The 16,407-nt window shown below is 62.9% G+C and carries 13 protein-coding genes; 5 read left to right on the top strand and 8 right to left on the bottom strand.

All coding sequences use genetic code 11. The features are described from left to right. Nucleotides 1-2 precede the first annotated feature (2 nt). Nucleotides 3-1,049, bottom strand: a complete 1,047-nt coding sequence (locus ABWK72_RS01250) for a Fic family protein (protein ID WP_367872957.1) — start codon at nucleotides 1,047-1,049, stop codon at nucleotides 3-5. A gap of 535 nt (nucleotides 1,050-1,584) precedes the next feature. Between ABWK72_RS01250 and ABWK72_RS01245 the strand changes: the two genes are divergently transcribed. Next, nucleotides 1,585-3,180 (top strand): LysM peptidoglycan-binding domain-containing protein, encoded by a 1,596-nt coding sequence (locus ABWK72_RS01245; RefSeq protein WP_367872956.1) that lies wholly within the window; start codon nucleotides 1,585-1,587, stop codon nucleotides 3,178-3,180. A gap of 152 nt (nucleotides 3,181-3,332) precedes the next feature. On the opposite strand, the gene ABWK72_RS01240 is transcribed toward ABWK72_RS01245, so the two are convergent. The 5 genes from ABWK72_RS01240 to ABWK72_RS01220 all read right to left on the bottom strand — a co-directional run bounded on the left by ABWK72_RS01240 (nucleotide 3,333) and on the right by ABWK72_RS01220 (nucleotide 7,365). Then, nucleotides 3,333-4,388: an LLM class flavin-dependent oxidoreductase gene (locus ABWK72_RS01240; protein WP_367872955.1), complete on the bottom strand. Its 1,056-nt coding sequence runs from the start codon at nucleotides 4,386-4,388 to the stop codon at nucleotides 3,333-3,335. Between the two features lie 204 nt (nucleotides 4,389-4,592). Continuing rightward, nucleotides 4,593-5,417: a nucleotide excision repair endonuclease gene (locus tag ABWK72_RS01235; protein ID WP_367872954.1), complete on the bottom strand. Its 825-nt coding sequence runs from the start codon at nucleotides 5,415-5,417 to the stop codon at nucleotides 4,593-4,595. A gap of 187 nt (nucleotides 5,418-5,604) precedes the next feature. Further along, nucleotides 5,605-6,459 (bottom strand): DUF899 domain-containing protein, encoded by an 855-nt coding sequence (locus ABWK72_RS01230; RefSeq protein WP_367872953.1) that lies wholly within the window; start codon nucleotides 6,457-6,459, stop codon nucleotides 5,605-5,607. Between the two features lie 22 nt (nucleotides 6,460-6,481). Then, entirely contained in the window at nucleotides 6,482-7,027 is a 546-nt protein-coding gene (locus tag ABWK72_RS01225) for an SRPBCC family protein (RefSeq protein WP_367872952.1), read from the bottom strand. Next, nucleotides 7,027-7,365, bottom strand: a complete 339-nt coding sequence (locus ABWK72_RS01220) for an ArsR/SmtB family transcription factor (RefSeq protein WP_367872951.1) — start codon at nucleotides 7,363-7,365, stop codon at nucleotides 7,027-7,029. Before ABWK72_RS01220 ends, ABWK72_RS01225 begins: the two co-directional genes overlap by 1 nt. Nucleotides 7,366-7,455: 90 nt before the next feature. Here ABWK72_RS01220 and ABWK72_RS01215 point away from each other — a divergent pair, with 90 nt between their 5' ends. After that, entirely contained in the window at nucleotides 7,456-7,866 is a 411-nt protein-coding gene (locus tag ABWK72_RS01215) for a MarR family transcriptional regulator (protein ID WP_367872950.1), read from the top strand. A gap of 208 nt (nucleotides 7,867-8,074) precedes the next feature. Here the strand turns inward: ABWK72_RS01215 and ABWK72_RS01210 are convergent, their stop codons facing one another. Next, on the bottom strand, nucleotides 8,075-8,299 hold the full coding sequence (locus ABWK72_RS01210; protein WP_367872949.1) for a hypothetical protein: 225 nt from the start codon (nucleotides 8,297-8,299) through the stop codon (nucleotides 8,075-8,077). Between the two features lie 189 nt (nucleotides 8,300-8,488). Then, the gene (locus tag ABWK72_RS01205; protein WP_367872948.1) at nucleotides 8,489-9,949 is read right to left on the bottom strand and encodes a PLP-dependent transferase; all 1,461 of its coding nucleotides are present in this window, start codon (nucleotides 9,947-9,949) and stop codon (nucleotides 8,489-8,491) included. 355 nt (nucleotides 9,950-10,304) lie between these two features. Here ABWK72_RS01205 and ABWK72_RS01200 point away from each other — a divergent pair, with 355 nt between their 5' ends. The 3 genes from ABWK72_RS01200 (at nucleotide 10,305) to ABWK72_RS01190 (ending at nucleotide 16,245) form a co-directional block, all read left to right on the top strand. Beyond that, entirely contained in the window at nucleotides 10,305-13,697 is a 3,393-nt protein-coding gene (locus ABWK72_RS01200) for a hypothetical protein (RefSeq protein WP_367872947.1), read from the top strand. 104 nt (nucleotides 13,698-13,801) lie between these two features. Next, nucleotides 13,802-14,521: a hypothetical protein gene (locus tag ABWK72_RS01195; protein WP_367872946.1), complete on the top strand. Its 720-nt coding sequence runs from the start codon at nucleotides 13,802-13,804 to the stop codon at nucleotides 14,519-14,521. A 164-nt stretch (nucleotides 14,522-14,685) separates the two neighbouring features. After that, complete coding sequence (locus ABWK72_RS01190; RefSeq protein WP_367872945.1) at nucleotides 14,686-16,245, top strand: S8 family serine peptidase; 1,560 nt, start codon at nucleotides 14,686-14,688, stop codon at nucleotides 16,243-16,245. The last annotated feature ends 162 nt before the right edge of the window (nucleotides 16,246-16,407 follow it).

The following is a 16,407-nucleotide window of genomic DNA, read 5'->3' as shown; positions in this document are numbered from 1 at the left end:
CATCATGGGAGGGTATACCACGTCGAACGCCCGCCGCCGTTCTTCACGAGAAGGCTCCGCGCCACCAGCGACCGGAAATGCTCCTTGAGCGTGTTCCGGCTCGCGCCCGTCACGCTGAGCATATTGCTCATGGTGACGCGACCATGAGCGCGCGCGTAGTCGAGGATCTCGACCGCGAGTTCCGGCAGAACCGCCAGTTCGATCTTCTCGCGCTCAACCTTCGAAGCGAGTCGGCGAACCTGCTGCTGGAGAGAGCGTAGGAAGAAAGACAGCCACGGTTGCCAGTCCGGAGATCCGGAGCGGATCGTGCCCTGAGTCTGCCGTAGAGCCAGATAATAACCTTCCTTGCTGTGTTCGATCACGCTCTCAAGCGAGCTGTAGGGAACGTAGGCGTATCCCGCCTGAAGCAGCAGGAGCGTGGTCAAGACGCGACTCAGACGGCCGTTACCATCTTGGAAGGGATGGATCTCTAAGAAGACCACAGTGAAGACCGCCACGACGAGCAGCGGATGCAGGCGCTTCAATTCGCGGGCCTCTTTGAGCCACGCGACGAGGTCCGCCATCCGTCCCGGCGTGTCGAAGGGAGACGCGGTTTCAAAGACAATGCCGATCATCCTCCCGCTCTCGTCGAAGGCTCCGACATTGTTAGACAGCGTTTTGTATTCGCCGCGGTGGCGTTCGTCCTTCTCGCTGTGCCGCAGCAAATCGCGATGGAGCTGCCGGATGTGGTTCTCGGTGATCGGGATGTCGCTCCAAGCTCGGAAAACGGTTTCCATTGCCTCGGCGTAGCCGGCGACTTCCTGCTCGTCCCGGCTGGCGAATGATTGGACCTCCAAGCGAGCGAGCAAATGCTCGACCTCGCGATCCGTCAGCTTGCTGCCTTCAATGCGGGTGGAAGAACCAATGCTCTCAATCGTCGCCACGCGCCGCAGCGCGTTCAGTCGCTCGGGCGCGAGCGAACCGAGGGCTCGCCATGCGCCCTTGAATTCGTCGATCTCACTGAGCAGAGCTAGCAGTTCGGGGGTGATTTGGATCGTATCAACATTCATTGGCCGGAACCCTCCACACCCGTATTTTCACCCAAATACACCCAAATGTCCACCCACAGATTCACCCGAATACACCCAAATAGGGTTCGACCAAGGGATATTTGGACCCCTGCTCCAAGAACCGTCTAACCTGCTCATTTTCAGTGGTCCATTGAGCAATCTACAAGGTTGCCCGTTGACCACCTTTTGACCACCCGTCTTGACCACCCAGGTCCAAAAAAGGTGGTCAAACGGGGTCATTCACCCCGGAATTGTCCCTGAAAATCAACGGGTTCCCGGCGTATGACACGATTATGAGTCCCCTGCTCTAACCGCTGAGCTACAGGCCCTTCAATGACTTGCTCCGACTCACGAATCGAAGGTTGAAAACCTCTTTCGTCATCGGGCGGGCAATTACTACGCCACCGCCAAGGTGGATGGCAAGAAGCGTAAGCAGTGCCGCGAGCCACAAAAAGGCAGAGCCTTCGTGAAGCCCCTCCCTCCTGCATCGGATTCTCCGTTTGCTTCCGATCCCTCCCCCCGTAGTTTGGTCATCATGCGAGGTGGGACGATGCCTTTCCTGGCGAAAATCGCGGCGGCCTGCGGGTTGGCCTGCGGCAGCTTGGTCGCGGAACCGGTCGCCCCGGCGAAGCAGGCTCCATCCAGAATCGAGCCGGGGTTTGAGGACGCGGTGAATTGGAAATGGAGCGTCACTCCGACCGAGGCGAAGGAGTGGGGCATCCCCCTCCCGGAACCGCCGGCACCCGGAACGCCGGACTCCCCGGGTGCCCAGCCCTCCGCTCCCGCCGAGCCGCGCCCTGCAACCTACGAAGTAAAAAAGGGCGACGCGCTCATCAAGATCGGCCGGAAGTTCGATATGACGGTTGCCCAGTTGAAGCAGTTCAATGGCCTGAAGGACGACCGCATTGTCATCGGTCAGATCTTGCGCATTCCCACCCCGGGAGAGTTGCTCGCGATGGAGCCGCCGCCACCGCCGCCGAACCCGGAAGCCACCAAGAAAAAGGAGGACAGCAAAACCGCAGGAACCCCGGAACCCGGCTTGGAAGCCGAACCGGCCACCCCGCAGCAACTCGAACTCGAGACCGTGCTGCTCCAAGTATTCCTGGACCGGGAAATGTTTTCGGCCGGTGCCATCGACGGTGAAGGCGGACCCATGTTTGAGAAGATCAGCCGGCTTTATCAGGACACCCACCCGGACACCGCGCCCCCGGGTCAGTTGAAAGCGAAAGCACTGGCCGCGGTGAAGCAGCCCTACACCACCTATGTCCTGCGCGCGGAGGATTTCCGGTTCATCAAGCCGCGAAACCTCGCGCCGGGGGTCGAGCCCGCCGCCAAACCAACGCAGGCGAAGAAGAACAAGAAGGGAGCCAAACCGGCCGAGCTTCCTCTGCCGCCCCTAGTCACCTATGAAGAATTAATCGCCGCCGGTTTTCTGGGTTATACCACCGTCTGGGAGTTCGTCGCGGAGCGCTTCCACTGCGATGAAACATTCCTGCGCCAACTCAATGCGAACATCAAAGATGCGCCCGCCATCGGAACCGCGTTCCAGGTACCGAACGTTATTCCCTTTGAGATCGAGAAGGCGCTCTCCCTTCCGCTGCAGCCTCCCGTCGATCCCGGAAAACCGGTCACCGCCGCCGTGGTGGATCGGTCGCTGCTGAAGATCTCGCGCGGAGAACAACTCATCGCCGTCATGCCACTCGCTTCCGCGCGGCCGGGCTTGCATGGACGCGGCTCATGGACCGTCCTCGATGCGATCGCGCAGCCCTCCATGACCACCCGCCATGAGCCGCGTGAAGCGCCAAAAACCTCCCCGGTTCCTGCCGCCGCTACCGCAAATCCTACCAACGGGACTTCCGAAGCCGAACAAGCTCCGAAACCCGTGCAAACCCTCGCCGCCGGCCCGAACAATCCCGTCGGCATCCTCTGGATCCAGCTCGCCAAGGCCAAGAGCTCCGAGCCCCTGCCCTATGGCCTCCACGGCACCGGCATCCCCGCCAAGATGAAATCCCAGGAAGGCATCGGCGGCCTCCGCCTCGCGAATTGGGACATCGCCCGCGCTGTCCGCCTGATGCCCGTCGGCACGCCCTTGCAATGGCCTGCTGAAACGGGCGGGAAGGCTTCTCGCTAAGAGGCTGTCTTAAAAAGCAGGGAACGCTCTCCGAGCGGTCCGGCTTATGGCGGCGGTCTCATACGAGGCGGCACCGAAGTGATGACTCGTGGCCGTCCCCCGCCTGACCTTTCGGAGAAAGGCCTCTGCCGTCGCCAGTTTTCAAACCGCCTCTAGGATCCGGAGACCTGCACCACCGGCCCTGCTTGCCTCACCAGGGGCATTACTTGCCTGCCTATCAGCTCGATCGCGTTCAAGGCCCGCTCCTGCGGCAGCCCGGCGACGCTCATCTGGAAGCTCACCCGCGAGAGACCACCGAGCTTGGCGCTCAGGGAAACAATCTTGCTTGCGACCGTTTCAGGGTTGCCCACCAGCAACGCACCGCGAGGTGACACGCCCGCATCGAAATGCGCCCGCGTGGTCGGGCCCCAGCCGCGTTCCTTCCCGATTTCATTGAAGCTGCGAAGATAGCCGGGCGAGAAATCGGCGGTGGCCTGCTCATGGGTTTCGGCGACGTAGCCGATCGCGTGGACGCCCACGGTAAGTCGATCCGGAGAGTGCCCGGACTCCCGGCCGGCTTCCCGATAGAGGTCGATCAGCGGACGAAAGTGTTCCGGATCCCCACCGATGATCGCGACCATCAAAGGTAGGCCTAGCACACCGGCGCGAATGAACGACTCCGGCGTTCCTCCAACTCCAAGCCAGATCGGCAGGGGGTCTTGCACGGGACGCGGATAAACCCCCTGACCGGTGAGAGCGGCGCGGTGCTTCCCGGACCAGTGAATGATCGGCTGATTGCGTATCTCGAGCAGCAGTTCGAGTTTCTCCGTGAATAACGAATCGTAGTCTTTCAGAGACAATCCGAACAATGGATAGGCATCAACGAACGAACCGCGCCCGACGATCATCTCCGCCCGCCCTTTCGAGATCAGATCAAGGGTCGCGAAATCCTGAAACACGCGAACGGGATCGTGAGCGCTGAGCACGGTCACCGCGCTGGTCAGCCGGATGCGGTGCGTGCGCCCCGCCGCCGCGGCAAGAATGACCGCCGGCGCGGAGTCGGCGAAGTCGGCCCGATGATGCTCCCCGATCCCGAATACATCGAGCCCCGCTTGATCGGCGCACTCGATCTCCGCCAGCAGATTACTCATCCGCTCGGCGGTGCTGATCCCGCCGCTGGTAGCCGGATCCGGCGTGTTGATGACGAAGCTATCGATCCCGATTTGCATGCTCAATGTGGAGAAGGTTGATCATCGCGACACCCGGCGGGTGCCGGGTCAATCGGTACTAGCGTTTGGATGAGATACAATCCGTATCGGTAGACTCTCCTCGCTGAAAAAGGCCGGAGAACGTCGGTGGAGTCGGTCCTGGAATTTTGAGCAATGGCACTGTCGAACCTCGTCTCAAAATTCAAGGACCGACCCACCGGCAGACTACGCCAACACAAATCCGCTCGCACCCTCGACCCCGCAGAGCCGCTCCCCCACCCCTTCCTCAAAGCACAACTTCCCCTTCCCTGCGTAGTTCTCGAGGCGCTCCCGCTCCTCAAGCCAAAACTCCTGCATCAGCGGCGATCCCGACTCTGGCAGCGCATCCAAAAGCGCAAGCAAAGCATCTATCCCGCCGCAGGCTCCCTCGATAAAATGCTGCAAAGCCTGCTGCGGAGCTGGCAGCCGCAACGTCAGGCTCAGCGGCACCGCGGCATTCATCAGCCCGCAGGGGTAACGATGCTCCGGCAGCTCGGGCAAGGACGCCCGGTAAACACAGCGCGCCAGCGAGCCGAACACATGCCGGAAGGCCGGAGGCAAGGGACCTATCCCGCCCTTCTCCCGGCTCAACCGGAGTTGGAGAATTTCCGGTCCCGCCCACGCGCTCAGCCACCACGGATCGCCCTTCCACACGCCCGCCCGGTTGAAGGGCGGGCGCCTCTCTAACAATAACTCGCTCTCCCGCCCGATCGCCCCCGCCGCGCTCTCGCAGAGTTCCCACTCGATCCGGTGGATCCGCGCGACCAGGCGTAGCGTCCGCCGCGGATGCTTCCCCTGGGTCACGTAGCGATAACTTCCGATCCGCGCCCGCAGGCTGGATGATTGCCCGATGTAGAGCAGCCGCCCGGTGTCGTCCGAAAAGAAATACACCCCCGGCCCCGCGGGCAACGCCGCGAAATACCCCTCTCCAAAGCGCTCGCACATTACGCTGCCCAAGCGGAACAAAGCCGCTTGCCGTCTCCGGATCGCGCGTGGTGGCTCCTCGCTCATGCGTCCGCGATCTTGCCGGATTCACCGCCCCCGCTCAACCCGGAAAAGCGCCGCGGAATCGCCGGTTCAGTGCAGGCAGGGACCTTTCTCTGAAAGGTCCGGCTGGGGACGGCTCGAAGCCTCGCTCCGATACGTCCCCATATAAGACCGCCGCCTTCCGCCGGACCGCCCGGAGAGCGGTCCCTGCCTAGCCTGCGCCCCTCACCGATGCCCCCTCCGCCGATCCACACCCACAGCCCTTCGACGACGGGATCTCCGCATCCGGCCAATACGGTCGGTCGGGGTCGGCAAACTCGTCGCTGCCGTACCGGTCATGGTGCCGGAGCCACCCCATCGAGAAGTCCAGATCGTCCTCATCCCGGCCCTTCGGCACCAGGTCCAGGATCCGGTAAGTGCCCATCATCACGTCCACGCCGCGGGCATAGGTCGAGTAGGTCAGGAAGACGTCGCCCGCCGCGTCCTTGTAGAAAATGCTGATACCGGGTGCTTCCTCACTGGGGAATTCCTCCATCTTGTAGTTATAGTTCACCTTACCTTCCGCCATCTCATCCTTGGTGAAGCTCACGTGGAAGTCATAATTGAAGTCGCTGCCGTACGATGACACCCACTCGAAGCGCCAGCCCATCCGCTTCTTGAACACCTCGATCTTCGCCAGCGGTGCCCGTGAGACCGCCACCAGCGCCACGTCGCGGGCCGCCAGGTGCGGGAGCATGCCGTCGGTGTGGTCGGCCATGAAAGAGCAGCTCGGACAACCCTCCTGCCAATCCGGTGAGAACATGAAATGCTGCAGCACCAGTTGGCTCCGCCCGCCGAAGAGATCCGCGAGCTTCACCTTGCCGCCGGGTCCATCGAAGAGGTAGTCCTTCGCGATCCTCACCCAGGGCAGCTTGCGCCTCTCGGCACTCAACTGGTCGAGCAACCGCGAGGCTTCCTTCTCCTTCTTCAGCAGCTCCTTGCGGGCCGCGATCCATTTCTCTTGCGAGACGATGTCGTGTTGGAGCCTGAGATCCTGTGGCTCAGGCAGGGTTGCGTTCGTGCTCATGATGTCTTGGGGTTGAGTTCAGTCAGGCATCCGCAGGGATGCGCTGGTCGTATTCCTTTTTCAGGTCGCCCATCCTCTTCCAGAAAGGACGGCGCGGATTGCCTCGAAGCACATCCTCGAGAAGGTCCAGGTGGATGTGCCAGCCGCCGGAAACGCCCAGCATTTCCTTGCGGTCTTCCAGGTTGCGATGGGTCAGGACCAAGAGAACCTGGCCGTCCCTGTCCTCCAGTTCGAAAGTGATCTCCGACGTATCTCCCTGATCCTCCCACCACGTGTAGGCCAGCAGGTGGGGCGGCGCACAGCGCGTGACGTGCCCGACCGAAGGCGGAGAGCCCGGGCCGCAGTGGGCCACGTATTCCTCCGGGATCGGCTCGGACGAGAGATTCTCATGCTGGAATTGGAGCAGGGCCTTGCCGCCCACGTGCAGCTCCATCGGCCCTCCCGCAAACCAGGTGGATCTCTTCTCCGCATCCGTCAGGTAGGACCAGACGCGTTCGATCGGGCCGGGCAGCAGGCGCTCCATGCGGACCGTCTTGGGCTCGGGGACTGTGCCATAGTTCGTGCTCATCAGTGCTCGGTGTCAGGTGTTTCTTTCTTGTCGTTCTCGGCATCGGCCCTGAGCTGCGCTTCCAAAAGGTCGAAGCGGTGTTCCCAAGTTTCACGGGTTTTTTTCAGCCAAGTCTCAAGTTCGGCGATTCCCCTGAAATCCAAGACCTGGATGCGGTGCTGTCCCTCGACCCGCACGCTCACCAGCCCCGCCTCGCGCAGCTTCTTGAGATGCTGCGAAATCGCCGGAGCGCTGATCTTGAACTTCTCGGCGATCTCCCCGGCACTCCGCTCCTTGACCGCCAGCATCTCGACAATGCGGCGGCGGTTCGGATCGGCGAGGGCGGCCAGTACTTGCATGAGGAAACAATTAACCAAACACTTAATTAAGCAAGTAATAAATCCACGTGGCAGTAGAACCCATCCTCCCCGGCCTGCGATGCTGCGGGAATGGCGACCCATCACGACACCGGCCCCGATCCCTTCATCCCCGCTTGGTTGGACGAGCTGCCGCTGAACCCCCGCGAGTTCCGAGTGCTAGCCCACCTCTGGCGGCGCGGCGAAACCTTCTCCACCGCAGACACCATCGCCCGCCTCTGCCGGATGAAGCGCGCGACCGTCTTCGCCGCGCTCAAGGTGCTGGAGGCCGCCGCCCTGATCCGCCGCGAGGCCCGCGCCGGCCGCACCACCCTGGTCCAACCCGTGTCCCGCAGCGGCACGGGCGTGGTGCCCCGAACGGCACGCCACCCGTGGCCCCAAACGGCACACAAAGGGTATCCCCTCAAGGGAACCCCCTTAAGAAATCCTCCTCCCAGGAAAGTCCTGAACATGGGCAAGCGGTTCCCGCCCCCGGCCAGCTGACCGGCAAGGCCATCCGCCCCGGCGACCATGCAGGCCGTCAGATCGGTCCCTGCCATTTGGAATCGTCCGATCAGCGATCGGGAAATCCCTGGAGTGGGCCGCAAAAAGACGCCCTCCCGTTTTCATACCCCAGTCCTCCGGCAAGCCAACCTTGCCGGGGTTTTTGCGGATCTAACATGAGCTTGCCGCCAGAGAGGGCGGCGGGGGCTCAGGCGGCGATCTCGTAGTGCTCCGCGATCTGGCGGAAGATGCGGTCGCGACGCTCGCGGGCCTGATCGACATCGCGGGTTTTCAGCGAGAAACGCAGGCGCTCGGCGGTGGCGTCCGGCTTGTGGACGGTCAGGTGGCACCACCAGACACCACGATTGTTCCAAAGGTGGTGATTCGGGTTATCCTGGTTGACTCGAAGCGCGAGCTTGGGTTTGCGTTTCATGCGTTCTAATGCCTTGGGATCGGGTTGAACATGCGGTTCCTCGATGAAGAAGTCGCTTTTCGGACGCGGGTCTCCCCGATTCCAGCCGTTTATCCAGTGTACGCAAGGGAATTTGCTAATGTTACACCGCTGATCATTTTTCGAGGGATCAAGTGACCTCGAATCCTCCGCATTTGCGAAAGGTCGGCATCAGCCCAACTCCAAAGCCGCCGCAAAGTGCGCGAGGAGGACCGAGGTCTCTTCGGTGCCGCAGGAAACGCGGATCAGCTCGGGAGGAACGCCGCAGCCATCCGCCCAATCAAGCTCCCGATAATGGGCCAGAAGCGTGTAGGGACAGGCCAAGGTGAAAGGGGTGCCGAAGCTGGGGCCCTTCGTGACTTTCAAGGCGTCGAAGACCTTGCCGGCCTTCTTCGGATTCTTGAGAACGAAGGACAGCAAGGGGCCGTAGCCGCCGCGGGGGGCCTTGATGCGGTCGTAATTCTCGCGGGTGACGAGGCTGGGGTGCCAGACCTCCCCGACGGCCGGGTGGGCGGCGAGCATCGCGGCGAGAGCATCGCCATTGGCATTGTGCTGGGCCATGCGGTCGGGATAGCCCTTGAGGTTCGAGAGCAGGACCTCGGCATCCGCGACGTAGAGAGGCGAGCTGGCCCCGCTTTCTTCCGCGAGCACGGCGAGGAGCTGGCCGGCGAAGGGCGAGTCCGGTCTAACAACCGCCATGCCGGCCATGACGTCGCCGGTGCCGGACATCCACTTGGTCAGGCTGCTGGTCACCACGTCGGCATAGCGCAGGACGGAGACATTCGAGGGCCCGACGGAGGAGTCGTCGATCATCAGTGGCGTGCCGCCTTCCGCGCAGGCGGCGGCGAGGCGCGGGATATCGGCGGTGCGGAGGAGCGGGTTGCTGGGGGCCTCGGTGAAGACGCCGGCGAATTCGCCCTGGCGGATGCGGCGCAGGGCTTCGTCGAAGGACTCCCCTTCCGCTTGATTGAGGAAGACGACGCCATTGCCGAAGAGCTCCTGGACCTTGAGGGCATCCACGTAAGGGAACTCGATCTGAAGGGTCTTGCGGCCTTCCTTCACCCCGGGCAGCGAGCGCAGCACGGCGGTGATGGCGGCCATGCCGCTGTTGAAGATGTGGACCTGCTTGGGATCGGTGCCGGCGATCTTGCCGAGGCGGCGCTGGAGGAGATGGGTCTTGTTACCGCCGCGGGCCGTGCCGGCGATGATGTCCTCCGCGTGGCGGCTGCTGACCAGCTCACCGGTGAAGCGCTGGTAGTCGACCGCGACCTGGCGGGCCTTCACGGGGACGGCGAGGGCTTGCAGGCCCTGGAAGCCGGCCTGTCTAACAGCGACCTCGCCGCGGGGCTCGATCCAGCGCTGGGCGCGCTGGGCGGCCAGACGGGTGGGAAAGAGGAAAACTTCCTCGCCATCGCCGCCGATCTCGGCGGCGGCCATGCTTGTGAGACGGGCGACGAGCGGATGGCGGAAGAAGCGCGGGTAGCCCATGCGCATGCGCCGGACGACCTTGTCCCGTGCCTCCTCGTAGCCGAGGACGGCCTTCCACGTAGGGAGGCAGACGGAACAAGCGTGGGGCGAATCGGGAAGCGGAATCCCCAAGTCCTCCTCCTGCCAGGCAGGATATAACCTCATGTCACGCATGCGCCCCCTTTGCTTGAGGGCGGGAAAGAGCTTGGGCAAGCCGGATTGCGGGAGAAATGAGGGTGAGGCCGCTGCTTGGCCCCATTTCCGCTATATTTCTTTCGCGCCATTTGAATACCGCGGTTTGGAGCAGGGCCTGATTCAGCAGCTTCAACTCACGATTCCGCACTTTTCATCGGTTCTTTCGGATCTAATGCGCCGGATTCATCGTTTTCGACTCCTTTTGTATTTACAGTGGGCATTTGCGCCCTAATTTGGACCGCAAGACGCCGTGAAACACATCTCTTCCATGGAAAACTTACATTTACGTCCGCGCCTTGCAAGGAGGGGCAAGCAAGGGTTCGCCTTGGTGGTCTCTTTGTCGCTGATGGTGCTGCTGACGATCCTCGCCGTGGGTCTTCTGACCTTGTCCTCGGTCTCGCTGCGTTCGGCGGGCCAGAGCGAGGCGATGCAGGTGGCGCGCGGGAATGCGCGGCTGGCGCTGTCGATGGCGATCGGCCAACTCCAGAAGCATGCGGGAGCAGACCAGAAGATCACCGCACCGGCGACGATCGCCAAGGAAGGCGCGCCGTCCTGGCTAGCGGGGACTTGGAATGGTAAGCTGGCGACCGCGGCCACGCCGGTGCCAGCGAAGGACAAGGAGTTCCAAGGTTATCTGATTTCCGGGAGCGAGGAAGGTTCGCCCGGCATCCCCTCCGAGCTGCCCGATACCACCGACAATGCGGATCGCGCCGAGCTGATGGGGAAGGGCTCGCTCGGCAAGAGCCCGGCACCGGCGGACATCGTGCGGGCGGAAAAGATCAAGACTTCCGGCGGCGGCAAAGGCTACGACGGCCGCTATGCGTGGGCCGTGCTCGACGAGGGCGTGAAGACCAAGGTCGACGTGGTGCGCGAGGACCGCAGCGACAGCAAGAAGCTCGGCAAGGCCGCCAACCAGGCCGCGACCGGTGCACCCTCCCGCTCCGGCGTGGAGATCATGGATGGCTTCGAGTCCTACGATTGGTTCAAGGGCACCGACCAGAAGAAGCTCTACACGCTGCCGACCGGCGACCTGATCAACAAGATGCCGGAGCTGGCGGAGCACCAGCACGAGATCACCACCGTCTCCCGCGGCTTGGTGACGGATGCGGCGCGCGGCGGGCTGCGCAAGGACCTGAGCCTGCTTTTCTCGAAGACCGTCCTGCCAAGAGATTATTCCAACCGCCGCGTCTATGACGATCCGGTGGCGGTCACCGAGGTCTCCAACCCCTACTGGGGTCAGATCCACGAATACGCGAACCTCTACAGCAAGGTCACGGACAGCCTGAAGGCCTCGGTGCCGCAGAACTACGTTACGATCAAGTATGATCCGCGTGCCCGCGTGAACAAAGTGTCCCCGCAGGCGAACCAAAACATGATCCTGATGCCGGTGGTGGCGAAGGTGCAGATGCAATTCTCGCTGGTCTGCAAGGATGCCCACGGCGTCTGGGAACCTGGAGTGGACGGCGATCTGGCCACCAAGGAGGACAACTACATGATCTACATGATCTACTCACCGATCGTGACGCTCTACAATCCGTACAGCGTGCCGCTCACCTTCGACGAGCTGCGGATCGACTTCAAGGACCTGCCGATCGGCTTCCGCTTCTACCGCAACGGCCAGCCGCAGACGACCCAACTGGCGCACTTCAACCAGCTTTACGTCAATCATCCGAGCAACTCGACCGTGGCGAAGAGCTTCGGCCTGAACATCCGCAGTGCTTACTCCAAAACCAAGGTGGCGGCGGTGACGATGCAGCCGGGCGAAAACAGGGTCTTCGGCGAATCGATCAGCGGCGACCTTTCTTGGAATTCGGGATCCACCAGCTTCTTCGACTACAACGACTCGGATGGCAAGGGCATGACTGCCGATCTGCCGCTGGCCCCCGGCTATCCCTCGCAGGGCATCGGCTACTGGATCGACTGGCTCACGCCCCAACACATCAAGTCCGGGTTCGATGACAACCGCGGCATCTTTCCGGTCAAACTGAGCGACATGATCGACGTCGGATTCGCGCCGATGAAGTCGGAGTCGCAAACAGGACCGCGCCTGTCGGTCGAGATCCAACTGTTGCAGGGCAACGTGAAGAGGCGCTGTGGCAGCCTGGATCTCGACTACGTGGATGACAGCACGCTGCGCAAGGCGCTGAGCCGGACGTCCTCCGGCTTCGCCAACGGCGGTGAAGAACGGCTCGAGCGCCCCTACCGCGGCGACGAAATGTATCAGAGCCCGGGCGACAAGCTGAAGGATTTCACCCGTTGCAAGGCCTTCGCGCAGTTCAGCTTCTACGCCAAGACCACGCTCGACTCCGACACGCCGACCAAGCCTTGGGTGCAGGGCGGACAGACCACCAGCCTGGTGGGCATCGACCTGGCCAAGGAGCCGATGGGGGTGCATCCCTTCGAGGTCTCGCTCAAGCGTCTGGCCCCGGGCTACAAGTTCCCGCTCGACGCCTTCAACCGCGGCAAGTTCTTCACCGGCGTCAGCGATGCCAACGGCACCCGGATCGCGCCGCAGTATGAGATCCCCCAGCTTCCGATGGAGAGCCTGGCGCAGCTCCGGCACGCCCAGCTCAGCAACCAGGGCTTCCTGCCCGGTGCCTCCTACACGGTGGGGGAATCCTACGCGAGCAGCATGATCCCCGCCGGCTCGGTGGCGATCAGCGGCACCAAGGACTACAAACTGCTCGACCATGCGTGGCTGGCCAATACCGCGCTCTGGGACAGCTACTACTTCTCGACCCTCTCGCCGTACGCCGGTCCGCTGCTTGATGGACGCAGCGTGGAGGGCGTCGCCCAGAAATTCTTCGGCGGCGAGGAGCCGTTGCTCAACCCGCGCTTCATCGCGACCGGCAATTCTTCCACGGAGGAAACGGTCGGCGCGCTGATGGAGGAGAACGGCTATCTGGCCAGCGCCGCGCACCTGATGATCGACGGTGCCTTCAACGTGAACTCGACCTCGGTGAATGCCTGGGCCGCGCTGCTGGCCTCGCTCAACCAGCAGGATATCGACTTCAGCAGCTTAGTCGACGGGCAAGCGACCCCCATGAAAGGAACGGAAGCCAACGCGTCCTTCCCCTTCACCCGGATGCGCCGCGCGGCGGGGCCGGCGGTGGAGAAGGCAAACGGGGTGCAAGGCCGCCACGCCCGCTGGACCGGGATGCGCACGCTGCAAGAGCAGCAAATCCAACAGCTCGCGGTGAACATCGTGCAGGAAGTCAAGGCGCGCGGCCCCTTCCTCTCGCTCGCCGAATTCGTCAACCGCCGCCCTGGCAGCGACAAGAACCAAGCCCGCGAGGGCGCACTGCAGACGGCGATCGACAAGACGGATATCAATACCCGTTTCGATGCGGACTCGAAGACTTACACGACTGCCGACCTGGGTCCTGAAGGCTACGCCTTCCCGGAAGCGATGGCCGGCATGAACGCCGCGGGTGCCCCCGGCTACCTGACGCAGGGTGACATCCTCTCGGCGGTGGGCTCGGTGGTGGCGGTGCGCTCGGATACCTTCCGCGTCCGCTCCTATGGCGAGGCGCTGGATACGAACGACAAGGTGATCGCCCGTGCTTGGTGCGAGGCGGTGGTGCAGCGCGTGCCGGATTTCATCGACGCGAGCAACGCGCCGGAGACCGCCACGGAGTCGCTGAAAGAGATCAACCAGTACTTCGGCCGGCGCTTCATGGTCACGGGATTCCGCTGGCTGGGGAAGGATGAGGTATGAGGGGAAATTCAAAGTTCCAAGTAAGAAGTTCCAAGTGCCAAGAGGAGGCGGTTTGAGCCTCGCGCCGCTTGCAAGTGCCTCCAAGCCGTATCACCCTTAGTTTCATGATCCTTCGCCGCGTTTTCGGATTTCTGCTCGTGATGGCCATGCCGCTTGCCGCTCAGGAGGCGCGCAAGGTCACGGTGCGGACGCTGTGCTTCAGCCACGTCAACAACGTCAAGATGCTCTACCTGCCGGCAGCCGAGGGCGGCGGCCTAGTGGAAGTGCCGCTCTACACGGAGGTCTTTTCGCGGCCGCTGGACGCCACCGTGAGGGGCGGCAAGGCCACCTTCTACCTGACCGGGGTGGCCCCGCAGCCGGGCAAGCCATCCCCTGCCCTGCCGGCGGTGAGCGTGCCGGACAGCGCGAAGCTGCTATTCCTATTCCTGCCGAATCCGGGCAAGCCCGAGGTGCCCTATCTGGTGGTGGCGATGGCCGACGACGAAGGCGCCTTTCCGCTCGGGACCACCAAGGCCATCAATTTGACCCCGGCCAATGTCCGCTTCGAGCTGGGCGAATTCTCGGACGACAAGGGCAAGGTCGTAGCCCCGGGGAAAACCGCGATCATCGAGCAGGTGCGCAAGGTGAACCACCTGAACCAATTCGACGCCAAGGTGACTTACGAGACCGCGCCGAAGGAGTTCACGGAGTTTTACAACTCACGCTGGCGTGCTGTGGCGGCCAAGCGGGACATCGCGATCGTTTACCTCGATCCGAAGTCGAAGCTGCCGCAGTTGAACCTGTATGAGGACGCGCCGCCGGTGGTGATCAAGCCGCCGCAGTAGGAAGGTAGAAGAAATCACCAATCACCAATCACCAATCTTCCAATCATCAAGCGGAGTGCCGCTGCGGGGGATGAGGGTGGTGGAAATGGCCTCGATAAGGGGAAACCGGCGCTCCCGGGGAATTTTCCGCTACCGGAAGCGGCCCGGCGGGTTTATGTGGAGACATGAAAAGCGGCAGCCAACGGCTGATGATCCTGATCGCGGTGCTGGGAAGCGGCGTGGCGGGATGGTGGATCACCCGCTCGGCGAGCTTGCCGGAGCCCAAGCCGGTGGTGACAGCCCCGCCGCTGGAGCCGCGGCCGGTGCATGACCCGCCGCCGCTCGAAAGCAAGACCGGCAAGCGCGATCCGAAGCTGCGGCACGACGAGGCGGCCGAGGAGGCGGGAGCGCTGCAGAACCAGCGCTCGCTGCGATTTTCAGACCGGGCGGCGATGGAGCGCTTCCTGGCAGCGGCCAAGGACCACGGGATCGCGATCCTCGGTTCAATCGACAAGCTCAATGCCCTGCACGTGGGTTTCCTTTCGGAGGATGATCTGAACGCGCTGCTGGATGGCAGCGAGCAGTCGGGCTACATTTACCCGGTCTATCTGCCGACGCCGAAGACCGGAGAGGTGCAGGAGGGCGCGGTGGGGATGGGCGACCAACTGCTCGCCTGGCTGGGGGTGACGGGGGACAACTCCGCGTATGGAAAAGGCGTGAAGGTCGGCATTCTCGACACCGGCTCCACGCTGCCGAACGCGAAGAACTTCTACCTGGTGCCGCCACCGGAAGATGCCGCGAATTGGAACGGCCATGGCACGGCGGTATCGGACCTGATCGGGCAGATCGCGCCTGCTGCGGAACGCTTGTCGTGGCGGGTGGCCAATGACGGCGGGCAGTCTAACAGCTTCCTGTTAGCCCAGGGGATCATGGCAGCGATGGAAGCCGGGGTGGACATCATCAACATCTCGATGGGCTCCTACGGCAACTCGTCGATCCTGCAGGAGGCCGTGACGCAGGCACAGGCCGCGGGCATCAAGATCTATGCCTCCGGCGGCAACGAGGGCCACGACCAGGTCTCCTACCCTGCCGCCTACGACGGCGTGGCGGCGATCGGCGCGGTGGATGCCAACGGGACCTATCTGAACTTCTCCAACCAGGGGAAGATCGCCATGATGGCACCCGGGCTCGATCTGGTCACGGCCTGGACCGGCGGTCAGAGCGTCTATTTCACGGGCACCTCGGCCAGTTCGCCGATCGGCGCAGGGGTGCTGGCGGCGACGATGTCGCAGGGCGGCAGCCGGATCAGCAGCGGCAAGGCCTATGACATGGTGGTCTTCAATCTGGATGAAGCGGGAGCGCCGGGCAGCGACAGCTACTATGGCGGCGGCAATGTCGATCTGGGACGGATCTTCCGCTCCGGAACGCCGGGCATCGCCGACGCGGCGATCGCCTCGAACTACGTGACGACGACGGCCAACGGTCAGATGCAATTGCAGGTGACGGTGCAGAACCGCGGGACCACCACGCTGGTGAATGCGCCGGTGACGGTGACCACCCCGGACGGCACCAGCAACATGAACATCACCACGCTGCGGCCCGGCGACATCACGACCTTCACGCTGCCGCTAAACCTGACCGCGGCCGGCGCACGGGTCCAATCGCAGGTTTCCATTGGCGGCAGCGACATCAGGCCGTTTAACAACCGGCGCACCGATGTCTATACCGCTCCCGCGTCCAAGTAGGTTCCGCTTTCCTTCGGGTTTGCCGGGGTGATTCGGCCGCGGATCACGCCGATGCCGCGGATAGAGCTGCCGGAGGGCGATACCAGGAGCGACAGGGTGCGACTGGCTGCGGTAGCCCGACCTGCATTTCCAACCACGGATGAACATGAATGAACACAGATA

Source organism: Luteolibacter sp. Populi, from assembly GCF_040801775.1.
Classification (GTDB): Bacteria; Verrucomicrobiota; Verrucomicrobiia; order Verrucomicrobiales; family Akkermansiaceae; genus Haloferula.
The sequence above is the reverse complement of the archived record's forward strand: the minus strand, read 5'-3'. Positions and strand labels throughout refer to the sequence as shown.

Bases quoted from the DNA above. Each gene is read 5' to 3' on its own strand.
- ABWK72_RS01250 (WP_367872957.1), bottom strand. From the start codon at position 1,049: ATGAATGTTGATACGATCCAAATCACCCCCGAACTGCTAGCTCTGCTC.
- ABWK72_RS01245 (WP_367872956.1), top strand. From the start codon at position 1,585: ATGCGAGGTGGGACGATGCCTTTCCTGGCGAAAATCGCGGCGGCCTGC.
- ABWK72_RS01240 (WP_367872955.1), bottom strand. From the start codon at position 4,388: ATGCAAATCGGGATCGATAGCTTCGTCATCAACACGCCGGATCCGGCT.
- ABWK72_RS01235 (WP_367872954.1), bottom strand. From the start codon at position 5,417: ATGAGCGAGGAGCCACCACGCGCGATCCGGAGACGGCAAGCGGCTTTG.
- ABWK72_RS01230 (WP_367872953.1), bottom strand. From the start codon at position 6,459: ATGAGCACGAACGCAACCCTGCCTGAGCCACAGGATCTCAGGCTCCAA.
- ABWK72_RS01225 (WP_367872952.1), bottom strand. From the start codon at position 7,027: ATGAGCACGAACTATGGCACAGTCCCCGAGCCCAAGACGGTCCGCATG.
- ABWK72_RS01220 (WP_367872951.1), bottom strand. From the start codon at position 7,365: ATGCAAGTACTGGCCGCCCTCGCCGATCCGAACCGCCGCCGCATTGTC.
- ABWK72_RS01215 (WP_367872950.1), top strand. From the start codon at position 7,456: ATGGCGACCCATCACGACACCGGCCCCGATCCCTTCATCCCCGCTTGG.
- ABWK72_RS01210 (WP_367872949.1), bottom strand. From the start codon at position 8,299: ATGAAACGCAAACCCAAGCTCGCGCTTCGAGTCAACCAGGATAACCCG.
- ABWK72_RS01205 (WP_367872948.1), bottom strand. From the start codon at position 9,949: ATGAGGTTATATCCTGCCTGGCAGGAGGAGGACTTGGGGATTCCGCTT.
- ABWK72_RS01195 (WP_367872946.1), top strand. From the start codon at position 13,802: ATGATCCTTCGCCGCGTTTTCGGATTTCTGCTCGTGATGGCCATGCCG.
- ABWK72_RS01190 (WP_367872945.1), top strand. From the start codon at position 14,686: ATGAAAAGCGGCAGCCAACGGCTGATGATCCTGATCGCGGTGCTGGGA.